General features: G+C 36.3%; 11 protein-coding genes, 1 tRNA gene and 2 pseudogenes. 10 read left to right on the top strand and 4 right to left on the bottom strand.

The window, feature by feature from the left end; genetic code table 11:
* The first annotated feature begins 482 nt into the window (after positions 1–482).
* The 6 genes and pseudogenes from LE180_RS03030 (at position 483) to rbr (ending at position 4894) form a co-directional block, all read left to right on the top strand.
* The gene (locus LE180_RS03030) at positions 483–641 is read left to right on the top strand and encodes a rubredoxin (protein WP_374134005.1); all 159 of its coding nucleotides are present in this window, start codon (positions 483–485) and stop codon (positions 639–641) included.
* Positions 642–646: 5 nt separating this feature from the next.
* Positions 647–1906, top strand: coding sequence for a cysteine desulfurase family protein (locus LE180_RS03025; protein WP_374134004.1), 1260 nt, complete (start codon positions 647–649; stop codon positions 1904–1906).
* 18 nt (positions 1907–1924) lie between these two features.
* Positions 1925–2293, top strand: a pseudogene (gene nifU, locus LE180_RS03020) (Fe-S cluster assembly scaffold protein NifU); the annotation flags it as partial.
* A gap of 307 nt (positions 2294–2600) precedes the next feature.
* Complete coding sequence (locus tag LE180_RS03015; protein ID WP_374134003.1) at positions 2601–3800, top strand: FprA family A-type flavoprotein; 1200 nt, start codon at positions 2601–2603, stop codon at positions 3798–3800.
* On the top strand, positions 3797–4237 hold the full coding sequence (locus LE180_RS03010; protein WP_374134002.1) for a desulfoferrodoxin family protein: 441 nt from the start codon (positions 3797–3799) through the stop codon (positions 4235–4237). The genes LE180_RS03015 and LE180_RS03010 overlap by 4 nt, the downstream gene beginning before the upstream one ends.
* Positions 4238–4312: 75 nt before the next feature.
* Positions 4313–4894, top strand: coding sequence for a rubrerythrin (rbr, locus tag LE180_RS03005; RefSeq protein ID WP_374134001.1), 582 nt, complete (start codon positions 4313–4315; stop codon positions 4892–4894).
* A gap of 117 nt (positions 4895–5011) precedes the next feature.
* On the opposite strand, the gene LE180_RS03000 is transcribed toward rbr, so the two are convergent.
* Positions 5012–5764 carry a TrmH family RNA methyltransferase gene (locus LE180_RS03000; RefSeq protein ID WP_374134000.1) on the bottom strand — a complete coding sequence of 251 codons (753 nt, stop codon included), beginning with the start codon at positions 5762–5764 and terminating at the stop codon, positions 5012–5014.
* A gap of 93 nt (positions 5765–5857) precedes the next feature.
* Between LE180_RS03000 and LE180_RS02995 the strand changes: the two genes are divergently transcribed.
* From LE180_RS02995 to LE180_RS02985, 3 genes are all read left to right on the top strand, one after another.
* Positions 5858–7126: a hypothetical protein gene (locus tag LE180_RS02995; RefSeq protein ID WP_374133999.1), complete on the top strand. Its 1269-nt coding sequence runs from the start codon at positions 5858–5860 to the stop codon at positions 7124–7126.
* A 606-nt stretch (positions 7127–7732) separates the two neighbouring features.
* Positions 7733–10198, top strand: a complete 2466-nt coding sequence (locus tag LE180_RS02990; RefSeq protein ID WP_374133998.1) for a TIGR03960 family B12-binding radical SAM protein — start codon at positions 7733–7735, stop codon at positions 10196–10198.
* Between the two features lie 36 nt (positions 10199–10234).
* On the top strand, positions 10235–11665 hold the full coding sequence (locus tag LE180_RS02985; protein WP_374133997.1) for an Rne/Rng family ribonuclease: 1431 nt from the start codon (positions 10235–10237) through the stop codon (positions 11663–11665).
* Between the two features lie 219 nt (positions 11666–11884).
* On the opposite strand, the gene LE180_RS02980 is transcribed toward LE180_RS02985, so the two are convergent.
* Positions 11885–14011 carry a penicillin-binding protein 1A gene (locus LE180_RS02980; RefSeq protein ID WP_374133996.1) on the bottom strand — a complete coding sequence of 709 codons (2127 nt, stop codon included), beginning with the start codon at positions 14009–14011 and terminating at the stop codon, positions 11885–11887.
* A gap of 276 nt (positions 14012–14287) precedes the next feature.
* On the opposite strand from LE180_RS02980, the gene LE180_RS02975 reads away from it, so the two are divergent.
* Positions 14288–14360 (top strand) — tRNA-Thr (locus LE180_RS02975).
* Positions 14361–14745: 385 nt separating this feature from the next.
* Here the strand turns inward: LE180_RS02975 and LE180_RS02970 are convergent.
* Together LE180_RS02970 and LE180_RS02965 are read right to left on the bottom strand one after the other, a co-directional pair.
* A complete protein-coding gene (locus tag LE180_RS02970; protein WP_374133995.1) occupies positions 14746–14871 on the bottom strand; it encodes a hypothetical protein in 126 nt (41 codons plus the stop codon).
* 174 nt (positions 14872–15045) lie between these two features.
* Positions 15046–15439: pseudogene (locus tag LE180_RS02965) on the bottom strand (hypothetical protein); the annotation flags it as partial.

The raw sequence follows: 15439 nt of genomic DNA, 5'->3' as shown, positions 1-15439 counted from the left end.
ACATAACGAAAAATGTTTCAGTTTTTGCAAACATAGACATTCTTATTGCAAAAGGGTATCAAAATATGAAAGCTAACTTAGGAGCAAGCTACAGATTTTGACGTACTCTAAAGTAGATGTTGAAGCAAAGATTGAGTAGCTTGCAGAAGTACAGTATAGATTAAGACCTGACTTGCTCGCTTTTTGAAAAAAGGCGGTCGAGTCAGAAACGACGCTAGAAAAAGTTGACTGAGACAGTTTATTTCAGTAATCGAGGCTTTGGCAGTTTATTCTGCCAAAGCCTTTTTTTGGTATGTTAATTTTGTATAAAGTTCAACTATCTGATTTGACCGTTTAGATTTCACATCCTCTTGACTGCTCTTGCCCAAAAAGATTTGCAAAAAAGGTCAAAAAAATAGATAATATACGTGCGGTTAATCGAGTCGAAAATGCTGTGAGCTAGTTCAAAAATAGGTAACTATGTTTAACTGGGAGGGTGCGTTATGGAAAAAATGAAATGTTCCGTTTGTGGATATGTATATGACAGCGCCATAGGTATTCCTGAAGATGGCATTGTCGCAGGTGTTTCTTTTGAACAGTTGCCTGAAGATTGGGTATGCCCTCTTTGCAACGCTTCAAAAGATGTTTTTGAAAAAGAATAATTATTATGAAACAAGTATATCTGGATAATCAATCAAATACTAAACTTGATGAGAGAGTTTTCGATTCTATGAAGCCGTTTTTTGTAGAGTATTATGGAAACCCTCAAAGCATTTATTTTTTGGGTTCTGTTTCAAAAGATGTTCTTGAAACAGCGCGTCAACAAGTTGCAGAATTGATTAATGCAGATTCCAAAGAAATTATTTTTACATCTTGTGGCACAGAATCTAATAATTTGGCGATAAAAGGCATTGCTGATGTTCTGAAAATGAAAGGCAGACACATTATTGTTTCTTCAATCGAACATCTTTCAGTTTTAAATTCTGGAAAAAAACTGGAAAAAGAAGGCTTCGAGATAACATATCTCCCTGTTGACGTAAAAGGCAATATAATCGCAGACGAGCTTAAAAAAGCGTTGAGAAAAGATACAATTTTGGTTTCTATCCAATATGCAAATCCTGAAGTCGGCACGGTGCAAGATATAAAAAAATTGGTTTCTGTTGTTAGAGATAGTAATATAAATGATTTTGTTGTTTTTCATACGGATGCGGTGAGCGGTTGCGGAATAATTTCTATAGACGTTAAAAATTTGGGTGTTGACGCTTTAACTTTTTCAGCTTCGGTTATGTATGGACCCAAAGGCGCAGCGGCTGTTTATCTAAAAAAAGGCATCGAGATTAATCAGCAGTTAGATGGTGGCGTTCAAGAAAATTCTAAGCGTTCCGGGACTGAAAATATTCCCGCTATTGTTGGGTTTGGAAAATCTTGCGAGATTGCTAAGTCAGAAATTATTAAAAATAGCGAAATTGTAAAGAAATTGAGAGATAAGCTCATTGCAGAACTTCCAAAAAGAATAGAGTATATTTACTTAAATGGGTCGCAGACAAACCGTCTTCCCGGCAATGTAAATTTTTCGGTAGAATTTGTTGAAGGAGAAGCTCTATTTTTGCTTTTAGATGCAAAAGGTATTATGGCTGCAAGCGGTTCTGCGTGCGCTAATAAAAATCTTAGGCTTTCACACGTACTTACCGCTATGAATGTTGACGAAGCAATAGGGCAAGGCTCGATTTTGTTTACTTTATCGAAATTTAACACAGAAGAAGAAATAGATTACGTTTTAGAAGAGTTTCCAAAAATTGTTAAAAAATTGAGAGATATGTCGCCGCTATATTCGTATTTTTTACAAACAGGCAAAAGAAAAGTTGCAGGTCCGGGAACTGATTATGAGCATGGTCACGATCATTGCCCAATGAAGGAAGAACAGTAGTAATATTGGAGGACGGCAATGGCGTTTTATTCAGAAAAAGTTATGGATCATTTCGCAAATCCGCGAAATGTTGGAGAAATAAAAGATGCAGACGGTGTCGGTGAGGTTGGCAATCCTGTTTGCGGCGACATGATGACTTTTTATATCAAAGTCAAGGACAATAAAATTGAAGATGTTAAGTTTAAAACTTTTGGTTGTGGCGCTGCAATAGCTGTTTCTTCTATGGTTTCGGAGATGGCATTAGGGAAAACTCTTGAAGAAGTTATAAATCTTACAAACGCAGATGTTGCAAAAGCATTGGGCGGTCTTCCGCCAAACAAAATGCACTGTTCAAATCTTGGAGCTGATGCGTTGCATAGAGCGATTGAAAACTATAAAGCCAAACAAGGAAATAATACATCTAAAGATTATCCTTGCTCATGCCCCCATTGTGAGCCTGAGTTGAAAAACGATTGTATGCATCCTAAATTTTGTAAGCCGTGTTGTTCTAAAGGAAATAACAACGTTAAAGTATGTTCGGTATGTAAGTCTGAGTATTTGGCTGATTATGACGAATGCCCTTCATGCGTAGCTGAAAAGAAGTAATTAAAGTATGGTTGCGCTAACAATATTGTTGACAATTTGATTGTCATTCATTTTGCTTAACAACTAACATGGGTTCCATAGACATGAATGCAAAGGAGATGTTTTATTTATGCCTGCAAGATTAATAAAAGACGACATATATGCGGTTGGCGCTATACATTGGAACGAGAGACGTTTTCATGGACATACATACGTAACAAAAAGGGGCGTTACGTATAATTCTTATTTAATTCTTGACGAAAAAGTTACTCTGATAGATACAGTTCGTAAAGGTTTTGAAAGAGAGTTAATAGACAACATCCAAAGCGTTATAGAGCCTTCTAAAATAGACGCAATAATAATAAATCATATAGAGCCTGATCATTCAGGAGCATTCCCTGAAATATTAAAAATTTGTCCTAAGGCAAAAATTTATGGAACAGAAAAAGCAAGACAGGGGCTTTTAAAATATTACGGAGTAAGTGGCGATTGGACTGCAGTAAAATCAGGACAGAATTTAAACATTGGCAAAAGAACTTTAGATTTTATAGATGTTCCGATGATACATTGGCCTGACAGCATGTTTACGTATTCTGTTTATGATAAAATTTTGTTTTCAAATGACGGTTTTGGTCAGCATTATGCTACAAATAAAATTTTTGACGATGAAGTTGATTTTGCAGTATTGATGGACGAAGCGCAGAAATATTATGCAAATATACTTTGGCCTTTTAATGCTCTAGTTTCTGCCAAACTTGCAGCAATAAGTAAATTAAATCTTAGTATCGAACTTATTGCTCCAAGCCATGGACTTGTGTGGCGCAAACACATAGCAGAAATTATGCAGAAATATTTATATTGGTCGTCGCATTCATGTAAAAATAGAGTGGCTGTTGTTTATGAAACAATGTGGCGCTCCACTGAGAAAATGGCAAGAAAAATTGTTGATGGAATTACTTCAGGAGGCGTTGAGGCTGTTTTGTTTGACGTAACAAAAAATGACAGAACTGATATTGCTTCATATATGCTTGATGCAAAAGGCTGGGTTTTCGGGTCGTCAACGCACGATGGAGAAATGCTTCCTGTAATTGCAGGTTTTTTACATTTTCTTAAAGGATCAAAAGCCAAAGGTCGCAAATCTTTTGCTTTTGGTTCTTATGGCTGGAGTGGCGAAGCAACTAAAGATATTGAAGATGCAATTTCTAACGTTACATCATTTGATCCGTCGCTGAGAGTTGTTTTTAATCCTACCGAAGAAGAGTTAAATCAATGTTTTGAAGCGGGGAAAGCGTTTGCCATAAAAATCAAAGATGAAGAGGAGGTACTATGAAAGGATTAATATGTAAAATTTGCGGATATGTTGCGTTAGATGGCAATAAAGGACAGTGTCCTGTTTGCTATGCAAAAAATGTATTTGAGGAAAAAGAAGATGCTTATAAGTCGCCTGATTTTAAAGTGGCATCCGGCGAGTCTGAAAAGAAACATATGCCATCATTTACAGTTATTCAAGAGTGTGGGTTAATTCCTGGAATTGGTTGCATAGATGTGCATGTAAAAATTGGAGAAATTCTTCACCCAGCTTTACCGGAACATCATATAACGGAAATAGCATTTTACGTTGATAATAAGTTTATCTCAAACGTTATGCTTACGGCCGATATTAATCCTGCTACGGTTGTTCATCTAAAGGGTGGAACAAAAGGTAAAGTTCAGGTTATCGAAAATTGCAATTTGCATGGTAAGTGGTATAATGAGGTAGAGATATAAAATCTATTCTGGCAGGCGCTGGCGTGTTTAGATTGTTGATAAGTGATTAATTATTCTATATTGGAGGTAGTTAAAATGGCAAAATCAATTAAAGGCACAAAGACGGAAAAGCATTTATTGGAGTCATTTGCAGGCGAATCGCAAGCGAGAATGAGATACACTTATTTTGCATCAAAAGCCAAAAAAGAAGGTTTCGAGCAAATTGCCACAATTTTTACAGAAACAGCAGATAACGAGAAAGAACACGCCGAAAGATTTTTTAAATTTTTAGAAGGCGGTTCTCTCGAAATCACAGGAACTTTCCCTGCCGGCATTATAAGCAGCGATACAATTGAGAATTTGAAACTTTCTGCTTCAGGAGAAAAAGAAGAATATACAAGTCTTTATCCTGCTGCGGCAAAAGTTGCTGATGAGGAGAGATTTCCTGAAGTGGCTGAATGTTTTAGGAAAATTTGTGTTGCAGAGCAATATCACGAGTCAAGGTATTTAAAGCTCTTAGATAGTTTGAAAAATGATAGAGTGTTCAAAAAAGATATGTCTATAAGATGGAAATGCCGTAATTGCGGTTATGTGTATGAAGGCAAAGAAGCGCTGACAAAATGCCCAGCCTGCCTGCACTCTCAGGCATATATGGAAGAATTAGCTGACAATTTCTAATTTAGTAAAAAATGTGAGCAATTTCTTAGGAATCGGATTATGCGCTTACCGAATCGTCTTAGAAAAAGTAAGGAAACAACTAAAAACTAAGACAAATCCTATAATAAAACACAGCGATTACTTTCTTGTTGCTTCATACATTATAATGGATGCGGCAACGGCGGCATTTAAAGATTCTGATTTTCCGGGCATGTATATTTTAATAAATTCATCTGCCAAGTTTCCCGTTTCGTTTGTAACACCGTTTGCCTCATTTCCTATTATAAAAGCGCTTTTATTTGGAATTTTTATGTCATTTAAATATTTTTTACCTTTTAACGAAGTTGCAAAAATAGTAAATTTTTTTTCTTTCAAGAGGCTCAACATGTCCTTCATATTGATGTTGTCTATTACAGGTAAATGAAATATTGAACCCATTGTTGCTCTTACAGTTTTGTCAGAGTACGTGTCTGCGCTTCCTTTTGACACAAATACAGCTTTTGTGGCAAAAGCATCTGCAGAACGTATAATCGTTCCAAGATTTCCGGGATCTTGAATATTTTCTAAAATTACAAACGGTCCAGCGTTTCTAAGAACTTCTGTAATGTTATATTGTTTTTTTTTGACAACTGCTAATATTCCTTGCGGGGATTGTGTTGTAGCCAATTTGTTGAATAAACGTTCAGAAAGCGCTATAATGTTTTTGGAATTTGCAACGTTGTTTTGGTACTTCTCGGATATAAAGATTTGTTTTATATTCCAATCTTTTGGAATTTCGTCGATTTGCTTTTTCCCTTCAACTACAAAAAGTCCGTGGTTATCGCGGAATTTTTTGTCTTGAAGATTAAAGGCTTCTTTAAATATTTGATTTTGTACGCTTTTAATTATCATTTTGGAATTTTATCATATTATTGCGAAAAAAACTCTCTGTACTTTTGTCTTGTCCGACAAAAGTATCAAAAAATTGGGGTAGGGGGAGGCATTTTGAAGGGCTTAAAAAGACTGTTAAGTATGATTGTAATACTTAGCTTGGTGTTGTGCTCATGCGACGGTGGTAGCGCAAAAAAAATGACGACAAGAGAGGGTAATTCTAGATGTCTTGGGAAACTTGTTTTTCAGGAGAAAAATGGAAAGTTTGAGGGTTATTATTATGAAGAAAAAGATTTGACAGATTTTTCTAGTATTGAGAGTTATTCGGATATTAAAAAAAAGTGCGGTAATATTGATAATATTTTTTATGAATCCCAAGAATCGGGAAGAATAGGAGTTTATTGCAGTCTAGAAAAGTCAGGCTGTCAAGTTAGCGACGCTGAATTGAATGAAAGGCAACGAGAGGCAATAAGGAAGAGGAAAGAAGAAGTGAGTAGAAAGATAGTGGAGGATGGTTATACTTATGGCATACATGGATTTGGTTCTGAAGTACGCGCTACACTAGACAGATTCGGTCGGAAAGAAATTCCGTTAGAAAATATTCGGGCAGAGTTAGAAGAAGCGAAGAAAAAAGATAAAGCGACAGAAGAAAAGCGAGAAATAGACAATGCTGAAGTGTATGAAAACGGCTCTCCAGTACGAGATTTAATGGCAGAGTTCGAAGACAAATCAATAGAGTTAAAAGAAGCGAAGAAAAAAGATAAACCAGAAGAAGAAGAAAAGCGAAAAATAGTAGCAGTGTGGCAGGATTACAATGATAGGAAGTATGGAAACGGCTCTCAAGTAAAGAATGTAATGGAAAGGTTCAGAAACAAACAAATACTGTTAGAAAATATTCGGGCAGAGTTAAAAGAGGCGAAGAAAAAAGATGAAGAGAAGCAGAAGCAGAGAGAATTTAACAAGGAAGAATATGCGAAGCAGAAGCAGAGCAAATCTGACAAGAAAAAATATAAAAAGAGGTGGTGGCAGAAGCAGAGCGAGTCTGATGAAAACAATGATAAGTGTGGTCACGAAAATTTTGGACTTTCAAAAGAAGCTGCTCTTAGTGAAATTAAGAAAGAGTATCACAGTTGTCTCGAAAAATTTGGCCTTTCAAAAAATGCTACTTTTAGTGAAATTAAGAAAGAGTATCACAAACGTTCTAAAAAAATGCATCCTGATAAGATGAAAAAGTGCGGTAAGGATAGAGATTGTACTAAGGAAGAAGAAGAGGAAGAAAAAAAACAGAACGAAGACAAATTCGCAAAACTGTCTAATGCGTATACTCAGTTTGAGGTCTGGCAAGAACTTGCAACACAGTCGGAAACGAATTCGCAAAACTGACTAGTGAGTATGAGTCAAAATGCTCGAAGAATAATACTGAGATACTCCTTTAGGTTTTAGGAACTTACTTTGTCACTGGGCAGGTGCATCTATGTGATGCTACTGATTGTAATAAAATATTAATTTTTATACAATCAGTATGCGTATAACATATGTATGACGTTGCAACGGGAGACAAACAGTGATGAATAAAAAATTTGCATTTGTATATTTGCCGGCGTTGCCGGTTTTAACGGCATTTTTTATTAAAATTTGATACAAACGGTTTTGTCTATACTGAGGTGACTTTGCTTAAACTTCATGCGAAACGTAATGAAATTTTTGAGCAGGCTTGACAAAAATATTACGAGATCTTTCTTTTATAAGAAGAATTGAAAACGCTTGCAAATTATAGAAATACTTTAAATGTGCTTTGATAGATATAAGCGCGATGTGCGTGCTCCTGCGGATTATCTTGAAACTCTTAGTCCCGAACAAGAAAATATAACTAAATAAACAAAGTAAAAGTTGATTTCTTAATATCAATTGCCGTATAGGCAAGTTAATTGACTGTATGTAGGTGATTTCCTACATTTTATTTCGACCTTTTTTCGCTTGATACAAATTATGAATAAACTATCTAAAATTGAAGAAATCTTAAATTTTGTACAAAAACCCGCAAGATACATAAATAACGAATTAAATTCTCATTCGGCAAATATGTCCGCAGATTTTTCTGTTGTTTTATGCTTTCCTGATATTTACGAAGTAGGAGCTTCTAATCTTGGCTTAGAAATTCTTTATCATCTAGTTAACGAAAAAAAACTTGCTCGTTGCGAGAGAGTCTTTGCTCCTGACGGGGATATGGAAACGCTTTTAAAAAGAGAAAAGCTTGCCCTCTTTTCGTTGGAATCGCGCAGTGAAATAAAAAGTTTTGATGTTTTAGGTTTTACAATTCAGTGCGAGCTTGTAGCTACAAATATTGTTAATATTTTAGACTTATCCGGCATTGCGATATTTTCAAAAGACAGAAAAGAAAATGACCCTTTGATAATTGCGGGCGGACCTGCTTTAACTAATCCGGAACCTTTCTGTGATTTTTTTGATTTATTTGTTTTGGGTGATGGGGATGAAGCTATAGAAGAAATAATTGCTGCATGTAAAGAATCAAAAAAAGCTAAGTTTTCTAGATTGGAAACGATAAAAAAATTATCAAAAATAGAAGGCGTGTATGTTCCGTCTTTGTACAATGTGGAATATAATGACGATAATACAGTGAAATCTGTAGCCCCTGTATCGGACGATGTAACAGCCGTTGTTAAGAAAAGATTTTCAAGTCTTGAAAATGCATATTTCCCTGAAAAGAAAATAGTTCCTTTTGTAGAAACTGTGCATAACAGATTAAATATTGAAGTTGCAAGAGGCTGTCCGGGTCAATGTCGTTTTTGTCAAGCATCAAAATATTATCGTCCATGGAGACAAAGACCTCTTGAAAAATTATTGGATTTTGTTAAAAAGGGCATAGTGGCAACAGGTTTTGAGGAAGTTGCTTTTTTGTCACTTTCGTGCAGCGACTATAAATATTTGGATAAATTGTTAATAGAAACAAATAATTTGTACAGCAAATTCAATCTAAATATTTCGTTGCCGTCCTTAAGATGTAATAAGCGTTCGCTTAAAGTTGCGCAATACATCAATAGAAGTAAAAGACCTACTCTTACTTTTGCTCCCGAGGCAGGTTCAGATAGATTGCGTAACGTAATAGGTAAATATCTTTCAGAAAAACAAATAGTTGAAACGTTGCTTACGGCAAATGCCATGGGCTGGAAAGCTATAAAACTCTATTTTATGATAGGTCTTCCTACGGAAACAGATGAAGATATAGCCGGTATAGAGCGTTTAGTAAAACTTGTCATGAGAGAAGCAAAAGGGCTGAATTTTACGATTACAGTTTCGCCTTTTGTGCCAAAAGCGCAGACTGCATTTCAATGGTCGTCTATGATAGGTGCTGATGCAATAAAACAAAAAATAGATTTTCTACATAAACTTCTTCCGGCAAATGTCAAAGCGCATAATCATAGAGCGAGTGTTTTAGAAGCTTTGCTTGCTAAAGGTGATAGACGTCTTTCGGCAGTAATATATAAGGCGTGGCAGAAAGGCGCAAGATTTGATCAATGGGCTGACAAATTTGGCAATAACATTTGGAATGAAGCTCTTGCTGAAAGCAATATAGATTTAAATTTTTATGTGTATAGAGACAGGAAATACGATGAAGTGTTGCCTTGGGATCATCTACATTTTGGAGTTTCAAAAGAGGATTTGTATTCCGATTACGTAAAAGGTATAAACGAAACTGCTAATGTTGAGGTAGAGCATTTTGATAAATCGCAGTGTTCTTTGCCCGAAAATTATGTTGAACCTAAAATTTCTGTATTGCCTTCGACTAGGCGATTAAGACTACGTTTTTCAAAAAAAGGCGCTGTTAAATTTGTATCGCATTTAGAACAAATAGAAGTGTTGAGAAGAGCGGCAAGACGTTCTACTCTTCCCGTGGCGTTTACAGCAGGGTTTAGTCCGCAGGTTAAATCTTCTTATGGTCCTCCGCTTTCTGTAGGGCATGAAAGTTCAAGCGAATATATGGAATTATATTTTACGCAAAAAGTGAATATTGAAGATGTGAAAAGAGAATTTACGCGGGTGTTGCCGAATGGTTTTTCTTTGTTAAGCATGAAGAAAGTCCCGTTGACTTTCCCTGCGATAGATATTTTAGCCAATATTGCTGAATATAAAATAAAAGATACTGATATTTCACAAAAAATAATCGACAATTTTTTGTCCAAAGATAAAATTTTGATAGAAAAAACGAAAAAAGAGAAAACTGTTGAAATTGATGTTAAGCCATTAATAAGGTTTTTTAGAAATGAAGACGGGATTTTAAAATTACAGCTTCGTTTTGGCAGCGGTAAAACAATAAAGCCAGAAATGGTTTTACAAAAAATGTTGGAAAATCAAGAAAATTATGCCAAAATATATGCCATAGAAAGAACCGATTTATATGTGGAAACAAAAAATGGGCAGATTTACGAGCCATAGTCAATTAATTTAATGTTAATACGTTAGAAAAAAACAATGAAAAAAGAAATAGTAGTAAACAGAACTCTTGAAGAAACAAAAGTTGCCGTGCTTGAAGACGGCAAGCTTTTTGATTTGTTTATTGAAAGAAGAGAATCTGAAAAAATATTGAACAATATTTATAAAGGAACGGTGCAAGGTATTGTGCCAGCGTTGGAGTCTGCGTTTGTAGACATTGGATTTAGCAAAGGCGCATATCTTGGGGTTGATGATATAATAACGCAACACCACGAAAAGAAAAACATTGAAAATATGATTAAAATCGGACAGGAGGTTATGGTACAGGTGTATAAAGAGCCGATAAACACCAAAGGCTCTAAAGTGACAATGGATATTTCTTTGCCAGGGAGACTTTTAGTTTATATGCCTTTCAGTAATAATGTAGGCATATCAAAAAATATTGAAGATAGAGAAGAATATGATAGATTAAAAACGATAGTTACAAAAATCAAAAAAGATATGCCTGGCGGTATAATAGTAAGAACAGAAGCCGAAGAAGCTACAGAAACAGAAATTAGAAACGAAATAAAACATTTAACAAGACTTTGGTCAGCTATTAGTGAAAGGTTTGCCGGCGCAAAGCCAATGAGTCTTATACATAAAGATTTAGGCATTGTTTCTCAGACAATAAGAGATTACTTTACTGACGATGTTGTGATAATACATACGGATTCCCCAAAAGAATTAAAAGAGGCAACTGAATTTGTAAAGATAGTATCTCCTGAGTTTTCTGACAGAATTGCTCTTTACGATGGCAAGGTCCCTATATTTAAAGCGTACGGTATTGAAGAAGAAATAAAAAAACTCCGTTCGAACATAGCAAGGCTACAGTCCGGAGGATACCTTATAATTCAAGAAGCGGAGTCTCTTTGCGCCATAGATGTTAACAGTGGAAAATTTACATCCAAATCTTCTCAGGAAGACACGGCTGCTCTTACAAATCTTGAAGCAGCAGAGGAAGTTGCAAGACAATTAAGACTTAGAAATATCGGCGGTATTATTGTAATTGATTTTATAGATATGAAAAAGGCTTCAAACAGACAAAAAATTTTGGAAAAACTCCGCGAGGCTGCAAAAGGAGATAAAGCTAAAATAAAAATATGGCCTATAACAAGACTTGGACTTATAGAAATGACAAGACAGAGAAAGAGGGAGTCTTTATTTTCTCTTCTCGGAGATACGTGCCCCGTTTGTCGTGGTTTGGGACTAGTTCTTTCAAAAGAGTCTGTCTTTATCAACGTTTGCGACGAAATAGTACCGCTAAAAGTTGACTGTTATCATGGTAAAATTAAAATAAAAATAAACCCTGATGTTGTTGAATATTTTAAAGAAAGAAAGAACAGACTTAGAGAGTTGTTTAATGCGGAATTTGATATTCAAGCAAGCACGGAAATCCCTCGTGAGGAATATCAGATTATTTTTGAATAATGATTCATGATATATCCTCCATCCTGCTTGGGTTTGATAGATATACAAGATATAATCAGCTCTCTGAAACAGTTTGTAGTTTTGTAATAGTATTTTTGTCCGACTTTTTAAAAGAGTGTCGCTTCGCTATGAATATTATTTTAATCTTTACGCTCCAGTTTTAAACTTTAGCGACAATTGTTGAAATAATTATGATAGCTGAAGGGTGAAAGTCAGGTTTTAAAGACATCCTGTTTCTATAGTTAAATCCTCTTTTTGTTCATTATCCGAAGCAGATCGGTTGTAGTAGTATGTAGGCGATGTTCCTTTGATGAAAGCGTCAAGAGATGCGTTTGGAGTTTTACTCAACGCAAGAAGTCCTGTAACTGGGTCAATTAATGCCCATTCAATATTCTCCGGTTGCGCAAAATCTAACACAGGTTTGCCTTCTAGAGCGGCTTTCATAAAAGTTGCCCATATAGGACAGGCAATTACTCCTCCGGAAACTCTGTCTCCAAGCGAAATTGAACGGTCATCATAACCTACCCATACCCCGGCTACAAGCTGAGGTGTATATCCCACAAACCATGCATCGCTTGACCCGTTTGTTGTTCCTGTTTTACCTGCGCAGGGTCTTCCTAGATTTTTTGCGCGCCAACCGCTTCCTTTTTCTACGACTGCTTTAAGCATGTTGGTCATAATAAAACAAACTTGCGCCGAGAGAACTTCTTTTTGTTTAGGTAGATTTTCTTCTAAAATTTTACCATCTTTATCAACAATTTTTGTTATAACGTATGGGGTGGTTTTAATTCCGGCAGATGCAAATGTTGCAAATGCCGAGACCATTTCTTGTAAAGTTACGTCGCTTGCTCCTAAAGCGAGTGAAAATGAATCGGAAAGCGGCGTTGTTATTCCCAAATTTTGCGCAGTTTGTATAACTTTTGATGGACTTACTTTCATAATAAGTTCGATTGCGCAAATGTTTATAGATAAAGCGAGAGCTGTTTTTAATGTTACATGTCCGCTACATCTTTTGCCGTAATTTGTAGGAGACCATATCTTATTTGTGTCAATTAAATCATCTTCCGATACAGTTTCCGCTATTGTTTCAAGAGTTGTCATATCTCGCGAAACCAACTCCCACGCATTTCCTTTATACATAAAAACCATCGGCGCGTCGTCGAGAACAGTTGCAGGAGTAAATCCTTCTTGGATTGCAGTAAGATACACAAACGGTTTAAAAGCAGATCCGGCTTGTCTTTTTGCTTGAGTTGCTCTGTTAAACTGAGATTCCTTAAAACTGCGTCCGCCTACCATTGCTCTTATAGCGCCATTTTTTGGATCTAAAGCCACAATTGCTCCCTGTATTTTAACGGGATCTTTTTTTTCCATTTCAAAGGTTTTTAATTTTTCTTCGTCAAACTTTGAAAGAGCCTCTTCAAGTGATTTTTCGGCGACTGTTTGAGCTTTAATATCTAAAGTCGTATAAATTGAAAGACCAGCTTTCAATAAAATATTTGCGTTGTACTTTGGTTCAAGCATCATTTTTAAAAATTCAATAAAATAATATCCTTTTTTTTCTTTCGGCGCATTTTCTTTTACTGGTAGCGCAACTTTTAAAGCTTCTTCTTCTTGCGCTTTTGTAATATGACCAAGTTCTCTCATTTTTAGTAAGACAAGATTTCTTCTTGCAAGAGAGGCTTTTGCATTTTTGAACGGATTATAATGGTTGGGAGATTTTGGTATTGCAGCAAGAGTAGCGCATTCTGCAAGATTTAGATTCTGAACGTTTTTATTAAAATATATTTCCGCAGCAGATTGAACGCCGTGCGCGCCACTACCAAAATATATTTGATTTATATAGAATTGCAAAATCTCGTCTTTTGAATAATTTTTTTCGAGTTGTATAGTTAACAGCACTTCTTTGATCTTTCTTATTAATGTTTTATCGCGTGTTAAAAATATTGTTTTTGCAAGTTGTTGCGTTATGGTAGAACCGCCTTGCGCAACCTTCCTTTTTAATAACATTTTCGAGAAAGCGCGGAAAACTCCTTTCGTGGAAATTCCCCAGTGTTTAAAAAAATCATTGTCCTCAATAGCTATAAACGCGTTTTGTAGATTAATAGGTATGCTGTTTATTGGTACAAGAACGCGCCTTTCATCAAAAAGTTCGGCTATTAAATTATTGTCTTTGTCGTAAATTTTAGTAGCTAGATATGGTGTATAATTTCCAAGATGTTGTATGGATGGGAGGCTGTCTATAAGATTTGCAGTCATGTTGCCTGCTACGAGTGTTAATAAAGCAATAATGATTGTAATTATAAAAAATCTTAAAAAAGAGTTCTTTTTCAACTTAATTTGTTTCATAACGCGTGATTATATCGCTTTTTGCTTTTACGTGTCAAATTTAGTAGAATTCGTACGATTGGTTAGTTTTTGCCTCGATGAGCTTCTTTTATGTAAGCAGTTATTATGACAGGCGGAGTATATATAGGACAGCCTCCTAGTGATAAACGCACAGTCGATATAAAGTTCTTTAATTTTCAAGGCGGAGACATATCAACAAATCAGGAAAAAGTCTAGGGCAACTTTTTTTAGAGAAGATTTTAAACGTGCCTGTACGGATTGCGGTAGATAACAAACGCCGATGTAGCTCAGTTGGTAGAGCAATTGCTTCGTAAGCAATGGGTCGGAGGTTCAAGTCCTCTCATCGGCTATTTCTACACAAAACAAAGAATGCGCCTAAAACTTAAAAATGTATGCTTGTAAAACGATAAAACAGCTCAAATCTCAAACACTCTGGAAGCGACTAAAACGCTCTATAAAACATAACCCGTTAGCAAAACAATCACAAATCATTTTAACGTATTTTTTATACTCCTGCCAAAACTTAGATTTGAAATTGTAACCAATTTCTCTTAACCAAATGTATAGTGGTAATACAAGAGTTCCAAAGGTACAACGAAACAGAACGACTGATTTTGTATCCTAGGTTACATTTGTGGATTATTAAACAGAAAAGAAATATCAATGAGAACAGGCATACCTAAGTATCAAATAGAGAGATTTGTAAAAGCGATCAGGACTTATACAAAGATTTTTTATACTGCAACTACAACCTCTCCTGCAATATCTTTCTCGTCCACAAATCTGTTTTCAACTCCACCATCATTCTTATTTAAAATTCTATATGTCTTTGTTGTCGTCGTCGCTCTCCATTGTTGCATCGTCGGAGTCAATTTCCCTCATTTTAGGTCTTGTCTTCCTGACTAGACGCTTGGTGTGTCGCCAGCGCACTCTACTGTCGCGTAGTACTCTTCTTCTTCAGTCTCTAGTTTGAAAGAATCATGCCTACTATCTCTGTCGCCTTAGCCTTAGCCTTCGGGAGCAGAGTAAGCGGGCTAGAAGAAGGAAAAATCAGTATGAATGACTTCTTCTTTATGTTTATCGTCAATGACTTTTTCTTCAGGTTTATCGTCGCCTTCGCTGTCGCTTTCTTCTAAGTGGTAGATGTCGGAGGAGCTTGTGTCGGCGGTAACGGAATCATCGAAACCACCATCCACGGAGGAGCCGGTTGTGCCACCACCACCACCGCCACCACCACCGCCACCACCACCGCCGAGACTACCGCCCTTGCCGTCGTAGTTGTAGTTGAGGTTGTCGTAGATGAATGCGCCGCCACCACCTTCGCCGTCGTCACCACTACCACCACCCCTGTTGTAGTTGAGTTCGGAACCGGTTGTGCCACCACCGGTTCCGAACTCAACTACAACAGGGGTGGTGGTAGTGGTGACG

It is taken from the genome of Candidatus Endomicrobiellum pyrsonymphae, assembly GCF_020328025.1.
GTDB classification, from domain to species: Bacteria; Elusimicrobiota; Endomicrobiia; order Endomicrobiales; family Endomicrobiaceae; genus Endomicrobiellum; species Endomicrobiellum pyrsonymphae.
Note: the sequence above shows the minus strand (reverse complement) of the source record. Positions and strands in the feature narration are given on the sequence as shown.